The 25,010-nt window shown below is 39.7% G+C and carries 14 protein-coding genes; 7 read left to right on the forward strand and 7 right to left on the reverse strand.

Going from position 1 to position 25,010, the window contains the following annotated elements; all coding sequences use genetic code 11:
* Positions 1-9: 9 nt before the first annotated feature.
* Positions 10-1,566 carry a DUF2271 domain-containing protein gene (locus AC07U8_RS11680; RefSeq protein WP_494737916.1) on the reverse strand — a complete coding sequence of 519 codons (1,557 nt, stop codon included), beginning with the start codon at positions 1,564-1,566 and terminating at the stop codon, positions 10-12.
* A gap of 101 nt (positions 1,567-1,667) precedes the next feature.
* On the opposite strand from AC07U8_RS11680, the gene AC07U8_RS11685 reads away from it, so the two are divergent.
* The 4 genes from AC07U8_RS11685 to AC07U8_RS11700 all read left to right on the forward strand — a co-directional run bounded on the left by AC07U8_RS11685 (position 1,668) and on the right by AC07U8_RS11700 (position 5,838).
* On the forward strand, positions 1,668-2,564 hold the full coding sequence (locus AC07U8_RS11685; protein ID WP_494737917.1) for a DUF4198 domain-containing protein: 897 nt from the start codon (positions 1,668-1,670) through the stop codon (positions 2,562-2,564).
* Positions 2,565-3,125: 561 nt separating this feature from the next.
* Positions 3,126-4,004, forward strand: coding sequence for a sulfite exporter TauE/SafE family protein (locus tag AC07U8_RS11690; protein ID WP_096734301.1), 879 nt, complete (start codon positions 3,126-3,128; stop codon positions 4,002-4,004).
* A gap of 143 nt (positions 4,005-4,147) precedes the next feature.
* Positions 4,148-5,239, forward strand: a complete 1,092-nt coding sequence (locus tag AC07U8_RS11695; RefSeq protein ID WP_004719768.1) for a 3-deoxy-7-phosphoheptulonate synthase — start codon at positions 4,148-4,150, stop codon at positions 5,237-5,239.
* A gap of 74 nt (positions 5,240-5,313) precedes the next feature.
* On the forward strand, positions 5,314-5,838 hold the full coding sequence (locus AC07U8_RS11700) for a protein tyrosine phosphatase family protein (RefSeq protein WP_096735523.1): 525 nt from the start codon (positions 5,314-5,316) through the stop codon (positions 5,836-5,838).
* 128 nt (positions 5,839-5,966) lie between these two features.
* On the opposite strand, the gene AC07U8_RS11705 is transcribed toward AC07U8_RS11700, so the two are convergent.
* From AC07U8_RS11705 to AC07U8_RS11730, 6 genes are all read right to left on the reverse strand, one after another.
* On the reverse strand, positions 5,967-8,933 hold the full coding sequence (locus tag AC07U8_RS11705; RefSeq protein ID WP_494737918.1) for a M66 family metalloprotease: 2,967 nt from the start codon (positions 8,931-8,933) through the stop codon (positions 5,967-5,969).
* A 433-nt stretch (positions 8,934-9,366) separates the two neighbouring features.
* On the reverse strand, positions 9,367-17,448 hold the full coding sequence (locus AC07U8_RS11710) for a GLUG motif-containing protein (protein WP_494737919.1): 8,082 nt from the start codon (positions 17,446-17,448) through the stop codon (positions 9,367-9,369).
* Between the two features lie 835 nt (positions 17,449-18,283).
* The gene (locus tag AC07U8_RS11715; RefSeq protein WP_494737920.1) at positions 18,284-19,012 is read right to left on the reverse strand and encodes a histidine phosphatase family protein; all 729 of its coding nucleotides are present in this window, start codon (positions 19,010-19,012) and stop codon (positions 18,284-18,286) included.
* Positions 19,013-19,388: 376 nt separating this feature from the next.
* On the reverse strand, positions 19,389-20,240 hold the full coding sequence (locus AC07U8_RS11720; RefSeq protein WP_494737921.1) for a 3'(2'),5'-bisphosphate nucleotidase CysQ family protein: 852 nt from the start codon (positions 20,238-20,240) through the stop codon (positions 19,389-19,391).
* Between the two features lie 139 nt (positions 20,241-20,379).
* Positions 20,380-20,607 carry a hypothetical protein gene (locus tag AC07U8_RS11725; protein WP_096734304.1) on the reverse strand — a complete coding sequence of 76 codons (228 nt, stop codon included), beginning with the start codon at positions 20,605-20,607 and terminating at the stop codon, positions 20,380-20,382.
* A 31-nt stretch (positions 20,608-20,638) separates the two neighbouring features.
* Positions 20,639-21,964 carry a DNA recombination protein RmuC gene (locus AC07U8_RS11730; RefSeq protein ID WP_494737922.1) on the reverse strand — a complete coding sequence of 442 codons (1,326 nt, stop codon included), beginning with the start codon at positions 21,962-21,964 and terminating at the stop codon, positions 20,639-20,641.
* A 288-nt stretch (positions 21,965-22,252) separates the two neighbouring features.
* Between AC07U8_RS11730 and AC07U8_RS11735 the strand changes: the two genes are divergently transcribed.
* The 3 genes from AC07U8_RS11735 to recA all read left to right on the forward strand — a co-directional run bounded on the left by AC07U8_RS11735 (position 22,253) and on the right by recA (position 24,599).
* The gene (locus AC07U8_RS11735; protein WP_494737923.1) at positions 22,253-22,972 is read left to right on the forward strand and encodes an HAD-IA family hydrolase; all 720 of its coding nucleotides are present in this window, start codon (positions 22,253-22,255) and stop codon (positions 22,970-22,972) included.
* The gene (locus AC07U8_RS11740; RefSeq protein ID WP_004719756.1) at positions 22,956-23,396 is read left to right on the forward strand and encodes an RNA-binding S4 domain-containing protein; all 441 of its coding nucleotides are present in this window, start codon (positions 22,956-22,958) and stop codon (positions 23,394-23,396) included. Before AC07U8_RS11735 ends, AC07U8_RS11740 begins: the two co-directional genes overlap by 17 nt.
* A 159-nt stretch (positions 23,397-23,555) precedes the next feature.
* On the forward strand, positions 23,556-24,599 hold the full coding sequence (gene recA, locus AC07U8_RS11745; RefSeq protein ID WP_004719755.1) for a recombinase RecA: 1,044 nt from the start codon (positions 23,556-23,558) through the stop codon (positions 24,597-24,599).
* The last annotated feature ends 411 nt before the right edge of the window (positions 24,600-25,010 follow it).

The following is a 25,010-nucleotide window of genomic DNA, read 5'->3' on the forward strand; positions in this document are numbered from 1 at the left end:
GTCAGCAAATTAATTCACTTTCTGGAAATTCAGTTTGACGACACCGATTTCCTTTTGTGCAGGTAAATTTTGAGAGGAAGCTTTTGCTTTTACGTCCAAGTTAAAGGTTTGATAAGAATGATCACCATGCTCACGTGACGCTTCAACATGTATTTGATACTGCCCTGCATCTACAGTTTTACCATTGTCATCTTTACCATCCCAAGCCAGCTTATAATTACCTGGTTGGCGTGACGGTTTAGCAACTGCATCCAAGTTCGTTATTTGACGACCATAACGGCGCCACCATACATAGTTTGAATTAATCCATTTTGGGTCTTTGCCCCAAGCTGCAAGTGTTCGCACTAGTTTTTTATCACTGTCGGTCACCCAGATCGAGATATAAGGTGCGCGATAATTTTCCACAACCAATTTGGGAATAACCAAATCGATCACCGCTTGATAACCTGCGGGCCATTTTGCTGAAGCATTTGCTGCAACATTATGAAAATCTGCTTGCTGTGGCAGTTGAACCAACGCATTCCAACCTGTGCTTTGATGCGTTTCACCCGTTGATAGTGTCAGTTGAGCTTCATAACCGAGCAAAGATTCGATCAGTTGCATGCCTTCTGCTGGCTTCATCACAGTTAAGGCTGTTGCTAAAGCATCTGCATCCGCAGCACATTTTCCAACAACTACACATTGCTCAACATGTTGGATTGGCAAACCGGTATGTGGATCTAAAAGATGAGATTGCCCCGCCAGACTACGATAACCCTGACCACTGAATGCGACCGCTTGGTCTTTTAAGTTTAAAACTTGGCTTGGTGCTAGATTGTCATAGTGATTAAAGGCATCTTGTACACCAACATTCCAACCCGCTTGATTGGGTGAGGTTCCCCAAACGCGCATGTCACCACCGATATCCAGTAAAATACCTTTTAAATTAGGGACCGCTTGACGTGCTGCAATTAAAGCTCGATCAATAATATAGCCTTTTGCATAGCCATCTGGTGCAAAAGTAACTGAGCTATCCATTTGCACACTTTTTGTTTTTTCATCCAAGCGAACACTGTTGTCTTGCAACTGCGAAAGCAATTGATCACGTGTACTTTGATCAATTTCAAGCACGCCATTGGCCTGTTGCCACATTGCAATCAAATTGCCTAAACGCGCATCAAATGCGCCACAGGTTTTACCACGCCAAGCTTCACATGCAGCGATGACTTGATACAAATCCGAAGATGCTGTGAGATGCTTTTGTTGGTTGAGTTGCGAAATTTCACTGTCATTTTGCCAAGTAGATAACACTCGATTCAAATCAGAAATTTCTTTTTCGATTGCAGCTGTTGCACGCGCAGCTTCTTGTTGCGAAGTTCCAGTAATCACCACATCTAAAGATGTACCCAAAACATGATCACGATGGAAATGATGGCTTTCCAATTCAACATGGTTATTGCTTATAGCAGAAACCTGCACTGTTTCTGCATAACTATGCAGTGGAGATATCAGTGCTAATGCCATGACCAGAGGCGAAAGACGAAATACGGCACGAGTTGAGGGTGAACGTCTGCTTGATGAGGACATACGGATAGTCTCTGAATTTTGTTAAAATAATATTGATAATGATACTTGTTATCAAGTACATTATGTAAAATATTTTAACTTAAGTTTACAGGACGCTTAAAATGAATCAATGGCTCAAAATTGCCTTGCTATCTGCATTACCCGTAGTTGGTTCCGCACATACCATCAGCCCTTTTATTCTCCCTGAAGTTTTTGATACCAGCGCATCCCAAAATGTAAGCTTCCAGAGTTCACTGACCCTTGAAAAATTTTTTGTTCCCAGCATTAACTTTAAAACCAGCTATCTCCTTACAGATCCTAAAGGTCAGCAAATAAAAATAAACCCTGCTGCCGAATTAAAACGCTTTAATGTTGCTGAGTTTGATCTTCCAAACGAAGGGACTTACCGTATCCGTACAGATAATGCTTTAGGGAATAGTAGTAAATACGCCCTTATAGATGGTCGTTGGTTACGTATCCGCCCTGTACGTCCGCAAAATGCAAATATGCAAGCGCCTAAACCAGAACAACAAAAAGCCGATGCTGAAAAAAAACCAGTAACACCACCACAACCGCCACGTTCAGTTTCAGCAGACCAAGTGCCTGCAAACGCGCAAATTTTAGAAGTTAAAAACAATATTATTGCTGAAAGCTTTGTTACTAAAGGCAAACCAAGTCCAATCCCAGCAGTCAGCAACAAAGGATTTGAAGTTAAGTTTTTAACCCATCCAAATGAATTGTTTGCTGGTGAATCATTAAAAGCGCAGATTTTATTCAATGGCAAAGCTGTACCAAACCTTGAGGTTGATGTGTTTAAAGGCGCCAGTAGTTATGAAACCAGTGCGCAACGTGAACAACCACATGTAAAAACCAATGCAAAAGGTGAAGTGGAAGTTAAATTTGAAAAACCTGGAATTTATTTGATTACGACTTCTTATCCAGAAGCTAATCCTGACAATAGCAAAAAGCCAGAAAGTGAAATTTTTACTTATGGTCTAACCGTTGAGGTTGCTGAATAAATTCTATGAGCATATTAATTTTTATTTAATAGATCTCTTGTGAAAGTAAACCTTACAACTTATAGAACTTATACTCTTCCATAGAAAAGGATATGCATGTTTGAAAAGCTCGCAATGCCACACCTTATGTTCAAAGTTTAAATAGCTTTGCGTAGGCGATGCCTCACTTTTCAGAGATGAAAAGTGACAAAAATCTTTCGTTGAGCGAGGGGTACGTCCTGTACCCCCGCCCAACGGCGACATCCATGTCGCCTCACGATAGAAAGACCAGCTACGTTTCATCAATATTTAAAAGTATGCAAGTATTGGATGCTCATTTTTGACTAACGCAAGAAGTCTAATACCAATATTAGTAATTCAACACGATCACTTTTTGATTCATCAAAAAGGCCTAATCAAAATTTATAATAATAATCAATTAGATAGATATACAAACCTAGACTACGCTAAAGTTAAAAGACTTTAGCATTTTTTTGCATAAGCAAATCAACAATCAAGACAACCACTTATACAAAAAAGTCATAAGATATGCCTGTTTTTTGATATCTGGCAATATAAGTCATGTTTGGTCCTGTTGAGTTTATTCTAGCTGGCGTTTTAGTCGGCTTCTGTGTAGGTATTACTGGTGTAGGCGGTGGTTCTCTTATGACCCCCATCCTGATTAGTTTATTTCGAATAGAACCACACATCGCAATTGGAACAGACCTACTCTATGCGGCTATTTCTAAGTTTTGTGGCTCAATGGTTCACGCTAAAAAACTCAATATTGTTTGGCCAATTGTTCTCTGGTTAGCCTTGGGCAGTGTCCCTGCTTCATTTATCACTCATTGGGTTTTAGACAATTACCTCAGCAGTTCAACGCACTACAAAGCCATTTTAACCATGGTGTTAGGCTTTATGCTGACCATAACAGGCTTGTCTATCGTGTTCCGTTCTAGAATTGAAAAATTCTTTGCTAAATTTCGTGCAGAAAAGCAAGATTTTCATGAGGCCAATAATTTCAACATTGAAGGCAAACGCACTTATGTTGTGATTATGGGGATTGTACTGGGTGTATTCGTGACCCTTTCTTCTGTAGGTGCTGGCGCATTTGGTATCATGGCGCTGATCCTCATGTTTCCCAATTTACCGATGATTCGTATCATTGGTTCAGATGTTGTACATGCTGTTTTGTTAACCTCTGTTGCTGGTTTTGCGCATATGACATCTGGCAATGTAGATTTTCATCTGCTTGGATGGTTGCTGGTGGGCTCAATTCCTGCAATTGTGGTGGGAACTTTAATCAGTTCTAAAATGCCAGAAAAAATGATTCGCAAGGTTTTGGGGATCACCCTATTTGCCTTGGGTATTAACTTTATCTTAAACCCAGTGAAATCCAAACCTGTAGAAAAACCACAGGCTGCAATGGTAGCACCATCCGTCCAACAACCACAGGTTTAAAATTAAGCTTTTATTGATAACTAATAATTATGAATTGACCGTAAAGTTTTAATGATTTATTTATGACAAAACTTCGGCCAATTCGTGTTATATTCTGACCACTAAAAATACTTTCTGTATGTTTCTAATACCCAGTGACGGCAATGAATACATTAAATTCAAATCCAATTACTCAATCAGATATTGATGACGTGAATGTCCAAAGCATTCAAACGCTGGTAACCCCAGCGGAACTTAAAGCTGAATTACCATTAAATGAAAATGCCTACCAAACTGTACTTCATGGTCGGGAAACTGTTCGTAATATTTTAGATGGTAAAGATAAACGTCTATTTGTTGTGATTGGCCCTTGTTCTATTCATGACCCTGTTGCAGCACATGATTATGCAAATCGTTTAAAAGTATTAAGTGAAAAAGTAAAAGATACTTTATATATCATCATGCGTGTTTATTTTGAAAAACCTCGTACAACCGTTGGTTGGAAAGGTTTGATCAATGATCCAGATATGAATGATTCTTTTAATATTGAAAAAGGTCTACGTTTAGGTCGCAAACTGTTGCTTGAGTTAAACGATAAAGGCTTACCTTGTGCAACTGAAGCGCTTGACCCAAACTCACCACAATATTACCAAGATCTTATTTCATGGTCTGCGATTGGTGCACGTACAACAGAAAGCCAAACGCATCGTGAAATGTCTTCTGGTCTTTCTTCACCTGTAGGCTTTAAAAATGGTACAGATGGTGGTTTAACCGTTGCAACCAATGCCATGCAGTCGGTTAAACATGGTCATAGTTTCTTAGGTTTAAATAACGAAGGCCAAGTTTCAGTGATTCGTACCAGTGGTAACCCTTATGCACACGTTGTATTACGTGGTGGTAATGGTAAGCCGAACTATGATGCGGGTTCTGTTGCTGAAGCGGAAAATGCCTTAGCAAAAGCCAAAGTCAGCAATAAAATCATGATTGATACCAGTCATGCCAACTCAAATAAAGATCCGTATTTACAACCACTTGTGTTGAAAAATATCACTGAACAGATCTTAGATGGCAATAAATCTATTGTCGGCATTATGGTTGAAAGCCATATCAAAGGTGGACGCCAAGATATTCCTGAAAATCTGGCTGATTTAGAATATGGTAAATCGGTGACTGATGGTTGTATTGATTGGGAAACCACTGAAAAAGCGCTTCTGGAAATGGATGCAGCTTTAAAAGAAATTTTACCAAATCGTTAATTAATATAAAAACGCCATCTACATAGATGGCGTTTTTGTTTATGATGTTATTAAACATTTTCTGTAAGAATGCTATGAACGAACTTGAACAAGAACTCTGTCAAATCGCAAACTTCCAGTTTGTCCACGAACATTTACTGACTTCAGGTCAGCCGAGTGCTGAACAACTGAAACAGATTAAAGAATATGGCGTAGATACAATCATCAATCTGGCATTTACAGATGCCAGCTTACACCTTGAACATGAAGATAAAATCTGTGCTGAGTTTGGGCTCAACTACATTCAAATTCCAATCCATTGGGATACACCAGCAGATGATCAATGCTTATTTGTGTTAGATTTGATCGCGCATTTGGTACAGGAAAAAATTGTTTGGGTACATTGTGCAAAAAATATGCGGGTGAGTTGTTTGATGTATTTATATCGCCAATATTATATGGATATCGATATGCCAACCGCACAAGAGTTGATGCATCAAATTTGGGAACCCAATGAGACTTGGACCGGTTTAATACATGCTGTTGCCTTACAACTGCAAGGGCGTAAATCCACTGAAGATTTACAACACTCCTTGATGAATGCGGATCAGTTTTCTTAAACCAGTATAACAACAGTTCAATCATTGATGTATTTAAGTAAAATCATCAACATGAACAAAAATAAGCGCCTTATGGCGCTTATTTTATGGTGATAAATTAATTTTTGATTTGCTTATTTGATCAATGGTTACTTGATTAGAAGCTGCTTGATCAAAGCTAAATTTTCAGCACGGCTTGCAGCCAAAATCAAACTGTTATTGGCAGTAAGATTTGTCCATTTTTGATTCCCACCAGTACCGCAATTATAACTAATCAAACGGGCTCGGTTATTGCTTAAATAGCCATATTCCAAATCAAAACATTTTGAACCTTGCTCAATACGTTGCAGTGTGGCATTCATCGCCCACACTTGGCTTGCTGCATCATGGTTACATGAGCTTAGATTAATCACACCACCCTGATTGGCTAAACACTGATCCATATATTTTTTGCTGTGGATTTTACCCATTGCATCATAGATCCACTGTTCAGTGTCATCACCCGTACAGCCGCTCTTACCACTGATATAGGCATTCAATTTGCCATTAGATAGTGTTTCAACTTTTAGACAATTTGTCCCGTTTTTAATGCTCGAAACATTATTTAAATTGAAATCATTGCTTAGTTCCAACTTTGCCATAAACTGATTAAATGCCTCAATTGCTTCAACATTGCCACTTTCAAGATCGGTTCGATATGCATTGATCCAACGATTTAAACGATAGAGTTTAATTTGTTGTTGAGTATAACGGACCATTTCTGTTTGCGCGTCTGCTGACAATTCAGTTTTAAATTGACGATAAGAGTCAAATAATAAGCGTGAATCCGCATCAAGGCTGACCACCTCTTTACCTTTATTATTCAGCAAAGCTTGTTCGAGTTGTGGCATTTCAAGTGTTCTTAAGGCCGAATACTCTGCTTCTTTGCCAATAGAAACAAAAGGTGCCATTGCTTGTGTCGTGACTGGAATATTGATATTCGACAATTTCACTGCCTGCTGGCCTGCTTTTTGGCAGTAAAGATCAACATTTTGAGGCGTATCACTTTGCGCAAGGTTGATATGGAACTTATTGGCATTGCTACCTGAATTTACCCGTTGTGGAGCAAGTGCAATATTTTCTACTTTGTTGGCATACTGCACATTTAACCAACAACTTGCAGCTGTGCCAGCCGTGTTGGCCTGAGGTAGATTAAAGACATTGCCCCAATTGCCTCGTGCTGCAGGATAAATAATCCCCACCTGATTAACTGGATCATAGCCACCTAAAATCGTATAAACAGGCACACTAAACAAACGTGGTTTTAAAAAGTTACCATCGGCACTGTTATACCAAACATTGCCTGAGTTTGGCGTTTTGGGTTGTGCATCTACCATTTCGCGTGTTGCGGTATTCCATTTTTTATAACCTGTCGTAGAGTTTGGATCCCACACGTATTTATCAAAAGCAGGTTGAATTTTTAACCACATACTATAACCGGTATAGTGGGTATATTTGGAAATCGAGCTGGCGCTGGATCCGCCACTCATGGCATCCCAACCATAGGCATAGAGATTTTGGAAGTTTGGTACACCATTACTGCCATCCCCTAAATTGGTATTGCCCCAATTTAAATTGCCACGCATTTTATTTCGAAATGCAATGTATCCCCAGCCACTATCAGCATGGTGTGCAGACCAGAAATAATTTGTGGGACTTCCACTAGTTTCCACTGAACCTGGATAATGCCCTAAACCATAGTGATGCCCGATTTCATGGCTAAATTCATTCCCCACCGAATCGATCAATGTCAAAATACCATTTCCACCACTTAAGCCGTGATTGGACTCACCATTGGCATATTTACCTCTGGCATGATGAATCACCACACTTTGAGTCACTTGTGGTTGCTCTTGGCTTTGCATCGATGAACTGGTGACACCCCAGTTCGCTAAGTTAATTCCAACACTAAATGTCGATTTAGCGGTGTTTTCACGCATATCTCCATCATAGACACCACCATTGGTTGCACTGACAGAATCGTAAATGACACCACTTGCAACCATGACCCGATTAAGCTTCATGTCATCATATTTGCTGACAATCATTTTTGCAGCAGGGATGGTTTGGAAATAATCGGTTCCTGCTTTTTCAGGTTCCAACAGCATATAGTGACCATTGGATTTAGGTGCATCAGTCAATAAACCTAAACGAATACTTTGCACCACCAACTCGCCTGGTGCGGCAAAATCAATATCTGTCGCAGCTAAAGAACCACTGCGATTGTTTACAGGATCGATAATACGGATGGATAATCCTGAACGTACCTCATCCCACTTTAACGCGACTGACCACGCCTGTTTAGAATACATCACCCGCGCTCGATCATCCTGATTAGATTGATCGGAAGCAGCAAGACGTGAAGGCTCTTTTAGGTTTACAGTACGTATCAGTTGATTGCCTTGATAGATTTCCGCTTGTAATTTGTCAACATCTCCCATCGCAAGCAAAGGCGTAACCAACAGCAATGCATCTTTCTGCGTGGTTAAGCGTGGCATTTTATCCTGTTCATTATTCTTCGGATTTACCACATGGCTTTGGGCAAACTGTAGCATTGCAGCAAAGTCACCATTTAAGTCATTGCGCAATAAGCGATTTCCACCCTGTGCATTAAAATCATAAAAGCCTAATACACTGCTTGGGATTTTATTTTTAACGGGTTCTGGGTATTTTTCTACAATAGGCGGTGTTGTACCAGTACCACCATTTGAACCACCCGAACCACTTTCAGGAGGCTGAGTCGCACCTCCATTTGAACCGCCTGAACCATTCTCAGGGGGTGGAGTTGTACCACCATTTGAACCGCCTGAACCAGTCTCAGGAGGCTGAGTCGTACCACCATTTGAACCACCCGAACCATTCTCTGGAGGCAAAGTCGTACCACCATTTGAACCGCCTGAACCGTTGTCTGGGGTTTCTGGTGTACCATCGCCAGGTAACTCATTTGTACCATCGCCAGGGTTTTGCGGTATATTCGATGGCTGATCATTTGTAGAATGGCTATCATTACCGCCCCCACATGCAATAAGCATTGCTGAAAGCGTACAAATTGTTAAATATTTAAACCGTAATTGCATCACATATCTTCCCCATATTTATAACGACTTATCTCTATCCTTGGCTTTTGAGATTAAATTAAAATAATTATATATTTCAAATATTTAAATATATCATATAGATTGGAATCGTGTGATTTTTTATTTGAAAAATATAAAAAGGACTTGTTGTCCTAAATTGTTACTTTTATGGATTTATTGAGTTTTAAGTTGTTATTTATCGGCACTGGGGTTTTAAATCCTCCCCCTTGCGAAGTAATACTTCTCACCTTTGTTTAAAGGAGGAGGCTTTCCATTACTCAATTAAATTGAGTTTTAGGCCCTTAATTAGTCGCCCATCATGATGCTATCGCATGGCGACATAAATGTCGCCGTTGCTCATAAGCATCAGGCAAGCCCCCGCTGATACTTCCAATATATTGTGTTGTTGCTTCATCAATTGTTGCTTTATCAATTAATGCTCCCCAGCCAAAGTTTGAATACCTGCAATATTAACGCCACCTTGCTGGACTTCGAGATCAACTGTATTGAAACCGTTATGTGTTTCAGGTAAATAACGTGGTGGTTTGAATTGTTTGGCTTGCAAATAAGCCAGAGGCGTAAGTGCATAAATATCTGCTGTGGTCATTGCCGTATTATCCACCAATTGATAGTTACGGGCATCTGCACCGGTTAAGCGGATATCCTGTACGGAAACGGGTTTTCCGACCCCCACATTTTTATCATTAAATCTCCCTGTCGCTGAAGCAACGGCCAATTCATCGCCTGTAAGTAGCCCCTCGAATTGTGCTAAATCAGTATTAAGACTGGCATTGGTGGTGCCATCATACACACGGTTATTGGCAGTAATTCCCTTGACTTGGTTAATTTTAGCCTTGTCGATATCTAAAGCCCCATCGACAAAAATCAGTTCATAGTTTTTATCTGTTCCATTGGCTTTATTGGCATACTGACCCGCATCTTTAGCACTGACAGAGGCTTTAACATCTGATAATACTGATTCAGTTTCACCATTGACTAAACCAGAAGCAGTAAAGCCTGATACTGTTTGATCTTTACCGTTATAGACCGTATTTAAACTATTGGCGGTCACGGTTGCTTTGGCTTTCGCAATATCCAATGAGCCATCGACAAAAATCAGTTCATAGTTTTTATCTATACCCTCGGCTTTATTAACATAGTTACCTGCATCTTTGCCTGTCGCTTTTGCCGACACATCGGTGAGTACAGATTCAGTTTCACCATTGACTAATCCAGAAGCGCTAAAGCCTGATACTGTTTGATCTTTACCGTTATAGACCGTGTTTAAACTATTGGCGGTGACTGTGGCTTTGGCTTTAGCGATATCCAACGCGCCATCGACAAAAGTCAGCTCATAGTTTTTATCTGTTCCATTGGCTTTATTCACATACTTGCCTGCGTCTTTGCCTGTCGCTTTTGCCGACACATCCGTCAGTACAGATTCAGTTTCACCATTGACCAAACCAGAGGCAGTAAAGCCTGATACAGTTTGCTCTTTACCGTTATAAGTCGTATTTAAACTATTGGCGGTGACTGTGGCTTTGGCTTTAGCGATATCCAACGCGCCATCGACAAAAGTCAGCTCATAGTTTTTATCTGTTCCATTGGCTTTATTCACATAGTTGCCTGCGTCTTTGCCTGTCGCTTTTGCCGAGACATCGGTGAGTACAGATTCCGTTTCACCATTGACTAAACCAGAAGCGCTAAAACCTGAAACCGTTTGATCTTTACCGTTATAGGTGGTGTTTAAACTATTGGCGGTGACTGTAGCTTTAGCTTTCGCAATATCCAACACGCCATCAATAAACGTTAGCTCGTAGTTTTTATCTGTTCCTTTTGCAGTATTGGTATATTTGCCAGCATCTTTGCCTGTCGCTTTTGCCGACACATCGGTGAGTACAGATTCCGTTTCACCATTGACTAAACCAGAAGCAGTAAAGCCTGATACAGTTTGATCTTTACCATTATAGACCGTGTTTAAACTATTGGCGGTGACTGTGGCTTTAGCTTTCGCAATTTCCAAAGCCCCATCAATAAACGTTAGCTCGTAGTTTTTATCTGTTCCTTTGGCTGTGTTGGTATATTTGCCTGCATCTTTGCCTGTCGCTTTTGCCGACACATCGGTGAGTACAGATTCAGTTTCACCATTGACTAAACCTTTCGCAGTAAAGCCTGACGCTGTTTGATCTTTACCGTTATAAACCGTATTTAAACTATTGGCGGTGACTGTGGCTTTTGCCTTAGCAATTTCTAAAGCCCCATCGACAAAAATCAGATCATAGTTTTTATCTGTGCCTGTTGCAGTATTGGTATATTTGCCTGCATCTTTAGCACTGACAGAGGCTTTAACATCAGTCAATACAGATTCTGTTTCACCATTCACCAAACCTTTCGCAGTAAAGCCTGACGCTGTTTGATCTTTACCGTTATAGGTGGTGTTTAAACTATTGGCGGTGACTGTAGCTTTAGCTTTATTAATCACCCCTTTAGCAGTATTGGTGACAATATTGTAGTTTCCACCATTATTGCCATCATTTATGATCACCTCAGCAATATTTAAAGTGCGCTCTCCAGCATTTTTACTGTCAAACTCTTGCTTGGCTGTGACGCGATCATCTGTTTGTAGACCTGAAATATCGACCATACCAGTGGATTGATTTGTTCCGTCATAGCTACGGGTATCGGTTACAGCATTGAGATTGAGTGTGGCTTTGTTAATGGTTAAAACCGCATCACTTGCTGTATTCTTTACACCAATCAGGTCATAGCCTTGCTGGTTAGAATAGTAACGATCTTGGTGACTGCCTGCATTGCGATAGCCGCCACTTTTACCACCGAATATTTTGTTTGGGTCTAGTCCAGTAACATCGACTAAACTTTGATTTTTGCCGTTATAGGTTGTGGTGGCATCCTGCGTATTTAAATCAAGCTGAGTAAGGAACGAACGTAATAATGGTGCTGTATCGCCCTGATAGATCCGCCAAACCGTGTTTTTTCCACCTAAATAACTATCAGCATCAATAAAGGCAAAATTCCGACCATCTTTCATTTGGGTGCTGGTTAAACCACAATAATTATTTGTATTACAGTTAACACCATTACCTCCATTCCAGCTATTTTTTTGCCCTGTGGTTTCAGTGTTCCAATATGAATTTTTAATCATGTCAAAAAAGATGCTAGTGCTATTTCTTCCGACTAAACCACCAACTACTGCTCCTGAAACACGTCCTGTTGCATAAGTATTTCTAATAATGCCGCTATTATCTCCGACTAAACCACCAACATATCTCTGTCCTGAAACAGCGCCTGTGGCATAAGCATTGTTAATCTGACCGTTATTAACATTCTCTCCAACTAAACCACCAACAGAAGTCTGTCCTGAAACAGCGCCTGTGGCATAAGCATTGTTAATATCACCTCTACTATCATTCGATCCAACTAAACCACCAACAGCCTTAGCTCCTGAAACAGAACTTGTGCTATAAGCATTGCGAATACTGCCTATGCTTTGATTGGCTCCAATTAAACCACCTACATTATTGGAGCCTGAAACAACGCCTGTACTATAAGCATTGCGAATACTGCTGTTATTCGTACTACGCCCAACTAAAGCGCCAACAAAATTATTCCCCCGAATATTCGCGTCCAAAAGTCCAATATTTCGAATTTGTGCCCGCTGTGCATAACCAATTAAACCGATATCGTCCTGTGTTGATCGGTTAATAGAAAGTTTGGAAACGGTATGCCCTAAACCATCCAGTTTGCCTTTAAATGGCTTGTTACCATCACCAATTGGATTAAAGCCTTGACCATCGTTCCAGTCTTTTGTTTCTGTAGCATCTATATGATTCACCACCGCATAATTGCCTGCCAAATTGCTTTGCATATTTTGCAGTTGCTGGATATTTTGAATCGCGGTATATAGTGCTGGACGGTTTGTTGCAGTGATCGCTCCAACAGGTAAATCATTTTTATTAAAGACTTGGTTGTCGTTTAAACCCAACAGATAAGGCGTGGTTTGATTATTGGCATTACCCCAAACCTCTTTAAAATCAAAGCCTTTCATATTGTTTTTTTGAAACATTTCTACGGTGGTTAAGCCTTTTCCACCAGCACTGCTGTTCTGTCCTGTGGTTTCTATATTCCAATAGGCATTGTTAATACTGCCGCTATTCTCTCCGACTAAACCACCAACCCAATCATTTCCTGAAACATGACCTGTTGCATAGGCATTGTTAATACTACCGCTATTAATTCCGACTAAACCACCTACAGAATTCCGCCCTGAAACAGAACCTGTAGCATAAGCATTGTTAATACTCCCACCAAGGCTATTTCCGACTAAACCACCAACCCAATCCTGTCCTGAAACAGAAGCTGTACTATAAGCATTGCGAATACTACCGGTATTCTGTCCAACTAAACCACCAACAGAGATATTTCCTGAAACAGAACCTGTTGCATAAGCATTATTAATACTGCCATCATTCAATCCGACTAAACCACCTACATAAATATCTCCTGAAACAGAGGCTGTGCTATAAGCATTATTAATACTGCCGTTGATATTATATCCAACTAAACCAACTACATACAGAGTGTTGCTTGAAACAGAACCTGTGCTATAAGCATTGTCAATACTACCAGCTTCATTACGACCAACTAAACCACCAACAAAATCCCTCCCCCTAATATTCGCTTCCAAAAGTCCAATATTTCGAATTTGTGCCTGCTGTGTATAACCAATTAAACCGATATAATCCTGTGTTGGTCGGTTAATAGAAAGTCTGGAAACCGTATGCCCTAAACCATCCAGTTTGCCTTTAAATGGATTGTTACCATCACCAATCGGATTAAAGCCTTGACCATCGTTCCAGTCTTTGGTTTCTGTAGCATCTATATGATTCACCACCGCATATTTGCCTGCCAAATTGCTTTGCATATTTTGCAGTTGCTGGATATTTTGTATCGCGGTATACAGTGCTGGACGGTTTGTTGTAGTGATCGGTCCAACAGGTAAATCATTTTTATTAAAGACTTGGTTGTTGTTTAAACCCAATAAATAAGGCGTGGTTTGATTATTGGCATTGCCCCAAACCGCCTTAAAATCAAAACCTTTCATATTGTTTTTTTGAAACATTTCTACGGTGGTTAAGCCACAATAATTATTTGTATTACAGTCAACACCGTTACCACCATTCCAGCTGTCTTTTTGCCCTGTGGTTTCAGTGTTCCAATAGGCATTTTCAACTGTACCACTCGCATGATAACCGATTAAACCGCCTGTTTGAGTTGTTCCCGTGACCTGACCTGTGGCATAGACCTGACGCAGATTTCCTTGATTGTTCCCGACTAAACCACCAACAGCCCTATTTCCTGAAACAGACCCTGTGGCATAAGCATTGTTAATACTGCCTCTATTCCATCCGACTAAACCACCTACACGTTCCTGTCCTGAAACAGAAGCTGTGCTATAAGCATTGTCAATACTGCCGCCATTAATCCCAGCTAAACCGCCAACGCGTCCACCTCCTGAAACAGAGGCTGTGCTATAAGCATTGTTTATACTGCCACCATTATTTCCGACTAAACCACCTACTTCAACGTAGCCTGAAACAGCGCCTGTGCTATAAGCATTCTGAATACGACTAACAAGATTACGTCCGACTAAAGCGCCAACAAAACCACTCCCACGAATATTCGCTTCTAAAAGCCCAATATTTCGAATTTGTGCCTGCCATGCATAACCAATTAAACCGATATCGTCCTGTTCTGGTCGGTTAATATAAAGTTTGGAAACCGTATGCCCTAAACCATCCAGTTTGCCGTTAAATGGATTTTCATTGTTATTGTTATAGTCACCAATCGGCTTAAAGCCTTGACCACCGTTCCAGTCTTTAGTTTCTGTAGCATCTATATGATTCACCACCGCATAATTGCCTGCCAAATTGCTTTGCATATTTTGCAGTTGCTGGATATTTTGAATCGCGGTATATAGTGCTGGACGGTTTGTTGCAGTGATCGCTCCAACAGGTAAATCATTTTTATTAAAAACTTGGTTGTCGTTTAAACCCAATAAATAAGGCGTGGTTTGATCATTGGCATTGCCCCAAACCGCCTTAAAATCAAAACCTTTCATATTGTTTTTTTGAAACATTTCTACGGTGGTTAAGCCACAATAGTTATTTGTATTACAGTCGCCACCAGCACTGCTATTTTGCCCTGTGGTTTCAGTGTTCCAATAGGCATTGTTAATACTGCCATTCTCATCATTCAGTCCGACTAAACCACCAACAGAGTCATTTCCTGAGACAGCGCCTGTAGCATAAGCATTATTTATACTACCTAAATTCCAACCAACTAAACCACCAACAGAGTCATTTCCTGAAACAGAAGCTGTGCTATAAGCGCTGTTAATAGTGCCTTGATTCATTCCGACTAAACCACCAACAAAATCATTTCCTGAAACATTGCCAATTGCATAAGCATTGCGAATACTACCGCTATTCCATCCGACTAAACCACCAACAGAGTTATTTCCTGAAACAGAAGCTGTGCTATAAGCATTGTTTATACTGCCGTTATCATTAAACCCGACTAAACCACCAACAGAGTTATTTCCTGAAACAGAACCTGTGCTATAAGCATTGTTTATACTGCCGTTATCATTAAACCCGACTAAAGCGCCAACAAAATTATTACCCCTAATATCAACCTCTAATAGCCCAATATTTTGAATTTGTGCACCCCGTGTAGAACCAATTAAACCAATATAGTTCTGTTCTGGTCGGTTAATATAAAGTTTGGAAACGGTATGCCCTAAACCATCCAGTTTGCCTCTAAATGGATTGTTAATGCTACCAATTGGATTAAAGCCTTGACCTGCGTTCCAGCGTAGGGTTTCTGTAGCATCTATATCGGCACCCAATACATAGTTGCCATTCAAATTACCATTGATCCCTTGTAAGTCAGTCCCTGTGGTCGAACCTTGCTCACCCAAAGCAGTAATCACTTTATATTCGACTGTCGCCTCTGTGCCTTTTTTAGTACTAAAGTTATCTCCTGCACGTAGGTTAATTTTAGCGCCCTTATTCAGTTTATAATTGGCATCGCGATTGGCGGTATCTTGACCATAAATCAAATTCAGTTTGCCCTTGTTATCGGTCGCAGTGATATTGGCATTAATATTGATGTCATTATGCGCATTTAGGGTCAGACTATTTGCACTGTCCCATTTCACCTCAGCATTGACATTGATATCACCTTTTTGACTGCCACCAGTACTGCTTTGTACTGTGACATTGTTGTTTGCAAGGTTATTTGCCAAGGTTGTCGCACCCATACCACTACTGTCTTGTGCGGCATTGCCTGCGTTGATATTGAAATCAATCGGGTCGATCAGCCAGTTTCCTGTTTTACCACCCTGTGAACGTGTCGACACCACTGTACTGTTTTCAATCTTGACTTTGGCTGCTGAGGTTTCAATAAATCCACCATCTTGACCATTTCGCCCTTCTGCTTTTAGCACACCACTGACATTGGTTTCACCATTTTGCATATCACCTAACAGGATGATTTCACCTTTGGCATTTTGGCTTAATCGATTGGCTTCAATGATCCCGCTATGATTGACCACGGCTTTGCTCAGACGGTCTTTGGCTTTTGCAGTTAAATACACTGCACCATTGTCGGCAATAATCGCACCGCCATTGTCCACCAAGCCTTTAAGTACCCCTTGATCAACTTGGTACTGGGTCAGTGATCCATCCTGTAGCGCCAGAGTGACTTGGCTGGCAGCAGTGAGATGGGTTGTACCATTTGGGCTACTGATACGCCCTGTGTTTTTAACATTGGGGGCAATCAGCGCCACCGTTCCACCCGATAAAGTTTGGATGGAACCGTGGTTTTCGACCCGTGCCGTGCTGTTGGGATTGCCTGTTAAGGTAAATTTGCCATTTTGAATATCGTTATCATTTAAATTTAAAGTGGATGCAACCAACCCACCAACATTGACCTGCGCTGTTTTAGAAAAAATCACCCCATTGGGATTGAGTAAAAACACCTGTCCATTGGCATTTAAACGTCCCATTATTTGTGATGCATTGCTGTCCAGAACCCGGTTAATTGCTATAGAGGACTGGTTTTGTTGGTTAAAATTCACCGTTGCATCTTGACCAATATTAAACGTATCCCAGTTGGTACTCAGTCGTTGAGTATTTTGATGAATATTTAATGTATTGCCATTTTGGGCGATATTGGCTGAACCTTGGGTGATATTGGCGCCTGTGGGCAGTTCTATATTGGAAATCGCGGCATAAATCGAGAGTGGCAATAGCGCCACGCCCCATAAAGCCCATCGCATTACAGCCATTGCCGATACTGTTTTAACACCCTGTGTCAGGCTATTTTTATCCACGACAGTGCTGTGTGAAGTACTGTGATTTTTCGCCAATTCTGAAACCGCTTGCCAACATTTAAGTTGTGAATTCCAAATGACTTTATAGATTTTGTTCATGCTTTTTCCAAGTTCGCTTTTTTATTCTGTAAGATTTAGTATAGCGAATTTGAAGACTATTTTATAATTAGTGTAAATTTACTCTTTAGAAAATATAAATAAACGATAAATAAAATTCATCAAGCTTTTATTGGTAAGACCTGTGCGTCAATTTTAAGTTAAAAAAAATCTATAAAAATTTATTTTATTCAAAAAAATACCTGTGTGTGAGACAGCACCTACCTTACATTCACAAGGTCATACCAATCGGCTCAGATTGTTAAATCCTTACCCTTGCGAGATTTTACTCAGATTGTAAATCCTCTCCCTTGTGAAGTTTCGACACAGGTTGTTCAAATCCTCCCCCTTGCGAAGTTTCGACACAGGTTGTTCAAATCCTCCCCCTTGCGAAGTTAACACTTCTCACCTTTTAAAAAGGAGGGAGTTTCCCATTACTTAATAGTCAAACCACCTAATTATTCATACAAGTGATTTGCTTCAAGTCGTTGATCATAAATTAAGCTTATATTTTTGTATGAACTTTTAGAAACTATAGATTACTAATTCGTCTTTTGTACTTTTGAATCCTAGATGGTTACCCTACCGCGTGGCGACATGGATGTCGCCCATGGTGTGTGGGTGTGCGGGGGTACAGATATCCCTCACCTAACATGAGCAAAAACAAAGCACTGCTTTGTTTGCAGCGCAAGGTTTGGCAACCCTTACGAAAAGTGAGCCATCGCCTACGCAAAGGGATTTAAACTTTAAGTGTAAGATGTAGCTGTGTAAGTTCTATAGCCATATAAACCCACTTTTATACACTGCTATTTAATCTTCTTCTGGTTATTTGATTCAATTATTGCTGAAACTCTCGTATCGACAATTCACCACGTTCGCCTCGCCAAATCCATTTCAAATGACTATCTGCAAAACGCTCACCTTCAAACCAAACAAACAGACCTTCCATCATCTCTGGCCAATCACTTTGACTGATATAGGTACGTTTTGAAATCACCGCAATAATCGCAGCAAGAATCGTATCGTGGCTCACAGCCAAACTAATGCCATTGTTTACGGTAGGATGTGTTTCATAGATTAATTCAAGCACATCCACCACACCCGTAATCGGATGCTTCATACCAGGTAAGGCATTATTTACAAAACTGTTGATAAAACCTAAAGCACCTTGTGCTCTAAAATAGGGAGCCGCCTGTTTAATATCCAGCACAAAACTTCCCGGCTCAACCAATAAGCCCTTTTCGACAATTTCGATATGATGGGTATTCGGATAAGGAGAAATTCCGTCAGCGCCTTGAATCATCAAAGCCGCGGTATCGACACAACGCTGAATGGGGCTTGAAATACAGTGTTGAATCACACGATCCGTATTTTCAATCAAATAACAGCCCCAAGCTTGGGCTAAATCACGACCTTGGGAAGTCAATTGCAGATCATAACCTGCCAGCCCCTGCCCATTCACAACCTCACGAATTGAATGGCGCGTGAATAAGGTTACAGGTGTTTTCGCATCGGGCAATAAATCTATTGCTTTTAGCATACTGTTCGGCAATAAATCTAAGGCCATATCAAGTTAAAACTCATTTTTATACAAGCTTACTATAACATATGCAGCCAAGCGCTCAATCTAGGGTCTGTTAACATTTCATAAATGGCTTGCGTTGTAGGTTAAAATTGAGCAGGCAAGGCATGAAACGAAGAGAATAGCGAGACTATTTTCGAGTTTCATAACGAAGGCTGAGATAATTTTAGCCACAACCCTTCGGGACTAGCGTGTTTTTTGCCGCTACGTCGTTACGAACTACTCATTTAGAATGACTAAATTTCGTATTTCACGCCTAGTATCGCCTAAAAAACACACGTAGTCGCAAACATAGACGAATTGTCAACAGACCCTAATATAAAAGTGTTAAATTATCTATAAAATGCATATCTATATCAGATTAAAAACTCACATTGCTTAATGCTTCTAAAGCAACTTCTTTATTTTCGACATTCCGAAATGCGATAAATCCATCATTTAACACGGTATCACGTTGATTATAGGTAAATGGTACCGCAGCTAAACTCAGTAATCCGCCACCAATACTTTCCAATAATCCTTGTCCTGCACTGGTATCCCACTCAGAGGTTGGGTGGAATCTTGGATAAATATCAATTTCGCCTTCAAGCATCATACAGAACTTATAGGCACTGCCCGCCTCGCGTCTAATGACAGGCGACTCTTGTTCAATATAATCAATATATTGCTGATACTTTGGATTTTTACTGCTATGGCTTAGTCCAATTTGAATTGCATCTTCCTCTACAGCTTTAAACTTGCAATAACGTTCCCAAGTACGATGAATAAAGCAATATTTATAAGGCAAATCTGTTAAATACCCCAAATACATCACTTGCTCTGTCGGTACAGCAATGATTGAAAATATGGTTTGGTGGTTGTGAATTAGACTTAAATTAATCGTAAATTCATCACGTTCATGAATAAATTCTTTGGTTCCATCCAAAGGATCCAGCATCCAGCAGATATTCCATGTATGTCGTTGAGAATAATCACTCTCTTCTGATAGCACTGGAATTTCAGGGGTGATTTTCGCTAACTGTTCAATTAGATAGGCATTTACTTTTAAGTCAGCTTGGGTAACAGGTGATTGATCATCCTTTTTATCAATATTAAACGCATTTCCAGCACAATAATTTTGGTATTCCTCGAGCAAGATCTGACTTGCAGATGCCAAAACTGGAACTAATTTTAAAATTTGTTCATCTTGTGGTGCTTGAGAGGTAATAAACATTGATCCGACCTGTAGGATGTCTGATTTTTGTCCACAAGCCTACCATTTTTTTATGTTGAGTGCATGAAAACAATAGCTTTTAACGAATAAATATCTTGAGTTTGGAGTGATAAAAAGCACCTAAAGGTGCTTTGTGAGCTTATTTACCACACTGTGAACAAATCCATCGATTTGCAACAGCAGAAGCAGGTTTTGCGATCATATGCCACAATAAAATAATAATCCAAATAATTAACCACAAACCACCCGTAAAAACGGTTAATACCAAATGCATTAGCCAACTCATCTCTTTGGTATTTTTTTGATGTAATGTTTGTCTCCCGCAAGATTTACACATCATCATTTGTTGGGCTATTTTTGTTGCCATTTCATAATTTCCAAATATACGTATGAATGATTTATTGAGGAAGTGTGTCTTCTAAATCAAGAATATTATCCGCCTGAGAACTTGGCAACTCTTGAACCTCTTTTAACTTACGTCCAACTGCTCTTGTTCTGACTTGTGCCTGATCAATACTATTTGAAGCTTCTTCAAGTTTCTTTTTAACCTTATCTAATGCCTCACCATATTTAAACCATTCCGTTTTAACAGCAGCCAATGTGTTCCATACTTCACTTGAACGCTTTTCTATTGCTAAGGTTCGGAATCCCATTTGTAAACTATTTAATATCGACCATAATGTGGTAGGCCCTGCAAATACCACTCGATAATCACGCTGAACAATATCAACAAGATTCGAACGTTTGGTCACTTCAGCAAATAGACCTTCAGTTGGTAAATATAAAATTGCAAAATCAGTTGTAGATGGTGGTGAAATATATTTTCTACTGATGTCATTGGCACTTTGCTTTATACGTAATTCCAATTCTTTTAAAGCTGATTCAACCCCAACTGCATCTGCATTATCTTGCGCTTCAATTAAACGGCTATATGATTCCATAGGGAATTTGGCATCAATAGGTAACCATACTATCTCTTGATCACTATTCTTACTTGGAATCTTGACAGCATATTCAACACGCTCAGCATTACCTTTCGTTGACACATTCGCTTCATACTGATCAATTGTGAGTACTTGTTCCAACATGGCACCTAATTGAACTTCTCCCCAAGTACCTCGAGTCTTAACATTTGTTAAAACTTTTTTAAGGTCGCCAACACCGCTGGCTAAAACTTGCATTTCGCCAAGTCCTTTATGAACTGATTCTAAGCGTTCACTAATCAACTTAAAGGATTCGGATAATCTTTTTTCAAGCGTACCTTGGAGTTTTTCATCGACAGTTTGACGCATTTTCTCTAGTTGCTCAGAATTGTCTTTTTGTAAGTTAATTAACTTTTCTTCAATCTTATTTCTAAGTAATTCTGCTTGTTGTGTTTGAGATCGATTTAGACTGTTAATTTGCTCTACAAAGGCATTTAAATGCTTTGTTTGCTCATCAGAAATCTGTTTTAGACTTTCTCGCATTGTTTGTGCATAAGTTAATAATTCTGCTTTAACTGTACCTCCAAGCTCCTCGCGATTAAATCTTGATTGCTGGCTAGATTCTTCCCTGCTTTTCCCCAATTCATTGCTTGTGAATCGCTCAATACGCTCAAAAGATTGACTCATCGGGGTTAAAATATCATCTGTATTGAATTTCCCTGATTTTTTTAATAAGAGCAATATTTGTAAAATTGCAACGATGATTATGGCAACGAGTATAATTATTTGTATATTTTCCATTGTGTTAGTAGTCCCAGTAATGCATAAAGTTTGTTGTAATTTTCATACCTATAGAATCTAAAGCTAAATATATGGTCGTTGGGCTAAATCGTATAGCAACCCATAATAATCTATTCATTTATATCCCCTTTTTATTAAAGATAGGATATCTTTTGCCTCATTATTGTGCAATATGAAATTCAATCGCCTTTTATTTTTCAAAAATTTATCTGTAATTTATTAAAATGAACTCGTTTTACAATTTCAGATGAACTTTGTTAAACTTTAAAAAACTTTGGAGTTCCTTGAATGCAAAAACCAATCCTTCTTTTTGACATGGACGGCACACTCCTTGATTTAGCTTTTGATGATCTGATCTGGAACACAAAACTCCCTGAACGGCATGCAGAAACCCATCAATGTAGTTTAGAGCACAGTCAAAACATTCTAAATGCATTTTATCAACAACATAATCATACCCTCTGCTGGTATTCTTCAAAATATTGGTCTGAAAAAGTTGGGGTTGATGTCCTACAGTTACAATATGATTTTAAAGATAAAATCACCCCAAGAACGGGCTGTTTTGAATTATTAAAACAATTAAAAGCACAAGGTTATCGTTGTTGGTTACTGACCAATGCAGATTGTGCTGGCTTAAAACTTAAACTTGAAAATGTTGATCTCAGCCCTTATTTTGAAGTAATGATCAGTAGTGAAGAAATTGGCTATTCCAAAGAGTTTATTGAGTTTTGGCAAATCCTGCAGCAAAAGCATCCATTTGACCCACAAAATGCATGTTTTGTGGATGACACCATTCCTGTATTAAAAGGTGCTGAAAAGTTTGGTATAGCGCACTTAATCACGATTACCCAACCTTCCAGTGGTCGTGCTGCGCGTCATCACTTAGAATTGCAATACCCTGCAATTAATCATTTAACTGAGCTTTTACCATTACTGAAAAACGTAGCGTTAGCAAATTTACAGTCAACAGATTTAGAACATAAGGATGTCGATGTCAAAACAGCCTGAGAAACAACAACTTGAAACAATGCGTGTAGACAAATGGCTTTGGGCTGCACGTTTTTTTAAAACACGCTCTATTGCCAAAGATGCAATCGAGGGTGGTAAAGTTCATCATAATAATGAACGTGTTAAAGTCTCTAAAGAGATTCGTGTTGGAATGGAGCTCACCATACAACAAGGTTTTGATCGTAAAACGGTAGTGATTAAAGCACTCTCCGTTGTTCGTGGCGGCGCACCGATTGCCCAACAACTTTATGAAGAAACTGAGGTGAGTGTGGCACGTAGAGAGTTGATTTCATCCCAAAGAAAATTGCATAATCTAGCGCGCCCTGATCATCGACCAAGTAAAAAAGATCGACGACAAATTAGCAAATTTAAACAAGAAAATGATCAACAATTTGACCAATCTTGGTCCTATGATGATGACTGAATTCGTTTAGGTTGGGTACGACATCTTATGTCGTACTAATGTTTTTTAATATAGAACCATTTTTTATTTTCTGTCACTATTACTGCCGTGGACGAAAGATCAAATTTAATGACATCCACTTAAGATATTAGTGATATTACATCGTTTGAGGTTTACGAGATGGATGATAACAAAAGCAAGGCACTGAATGCGGCACTGAGCCAAATTGAGAAACAATTTGGTAAAAACACAGTGATGCGTTTAGGTGATAACACTGTTCAAGCGGTTGAAGCGGTCTCTACAGGCTCTTTAACACTTGATATTGCATTGGGTATTGGGGGCTTACCAAAAGGTCGTATCGTTGAAATTTACGGTCCTGAATCTTCTGGTAAAACGACAATGACGCTACAAGCCATTGCACAATGCCAAAAAGCAGGTGGAACATGTGCCTTTATTGATGCGGAACATGCTTTAGATCCACAATATGCACGTAAACTTGGGGTAGATATAGACAACCTTTTAGTTTCACAGCCAGATAATGGTGAGCAAGCACTTGAAATCGCAGATATGTTGGTTCGTTCAGGTGCAGTCGATATGATCGTTGTCGATTCTGTAGCAGCGTTAACCCCTAAAGCCGAAATTGAAGGCGAAATGGGTGACTCTCACATGGGTCTACAAGCACGTTTGATGAGCCAAGCTTTACGTAAAATCACAGGTAATGCCAAGCGCTCAAACTGTATGGTTATCTTCATTAACCAGATTCGTATGAAAATTGGGGTGATGTTTGGTAGCCCTGAAACCACAACTGGTGGTAATGCGTTGAAGTTCTATGCTTCTGTACGTTTAGATATTCGTCGTATTGGACAAGTTAAAGAAGGCGATGAAATTGTAGGTTCTGAAACCAAAGTCAAAGTTGTGAAAAACAAAATGGCGCCTCCTTTCCGTGAAGCACTTTTCCAAATTATGTATGGTAAAGGTGTAAACCACTTAGGTGAATTGGTTGATCTTGCTGTTGGACAAGAACTTGTACAAAAAGCAGGTGCTTGGTACTCATATCAAGGTGACAAAATCGGTCAAGGTAAAAACAATGTCATTCGACATTTAGAGGAAAACCCTCAATTGGCTCAAGAACTTGATCGTATGATTCGTGAAAAGCTTTTGACTACTGCCAATGCCGCACCAGCAGAAGAGAAAGAAGAAGAGCCTGACTTTTTAGATGTGTAATCCACATATTTAAAGCTCCACAAAAAGCACCTCATGGTGCTTTTTGTTTTTATACCGCATCATAAACTCTAATAGATCTTATTTGATCAACCAAAATATGACCATTTCGAATCAATCATATTGATATTGAAAGTCCCTTCTCCCCTCGGGAGAAGGCTAGGATGAGGGGAATTTTATGTTGATCTATGATTTAAAAAAGGACGTATCAAAGATGAGTTTGAGAAAACAATTTCGTAACATTTGAATCGAAATTAATGAAGGGGTTTTATCAATTGCTCATGTATAGACTTGTCCATCAGTTGCACCATTACGAGACATATCGAATGACTTAAAAATCCCTCTCGCTACCCTCGCCCTAAATCAATTCGAATCATTGATCAAATAGAAACGGATAGTATTAGTAAGCCAGTT

It is taken from the genome of Acinetobacter sp. GW821-FHT01E09 (genome assembly GCF_059422385.1).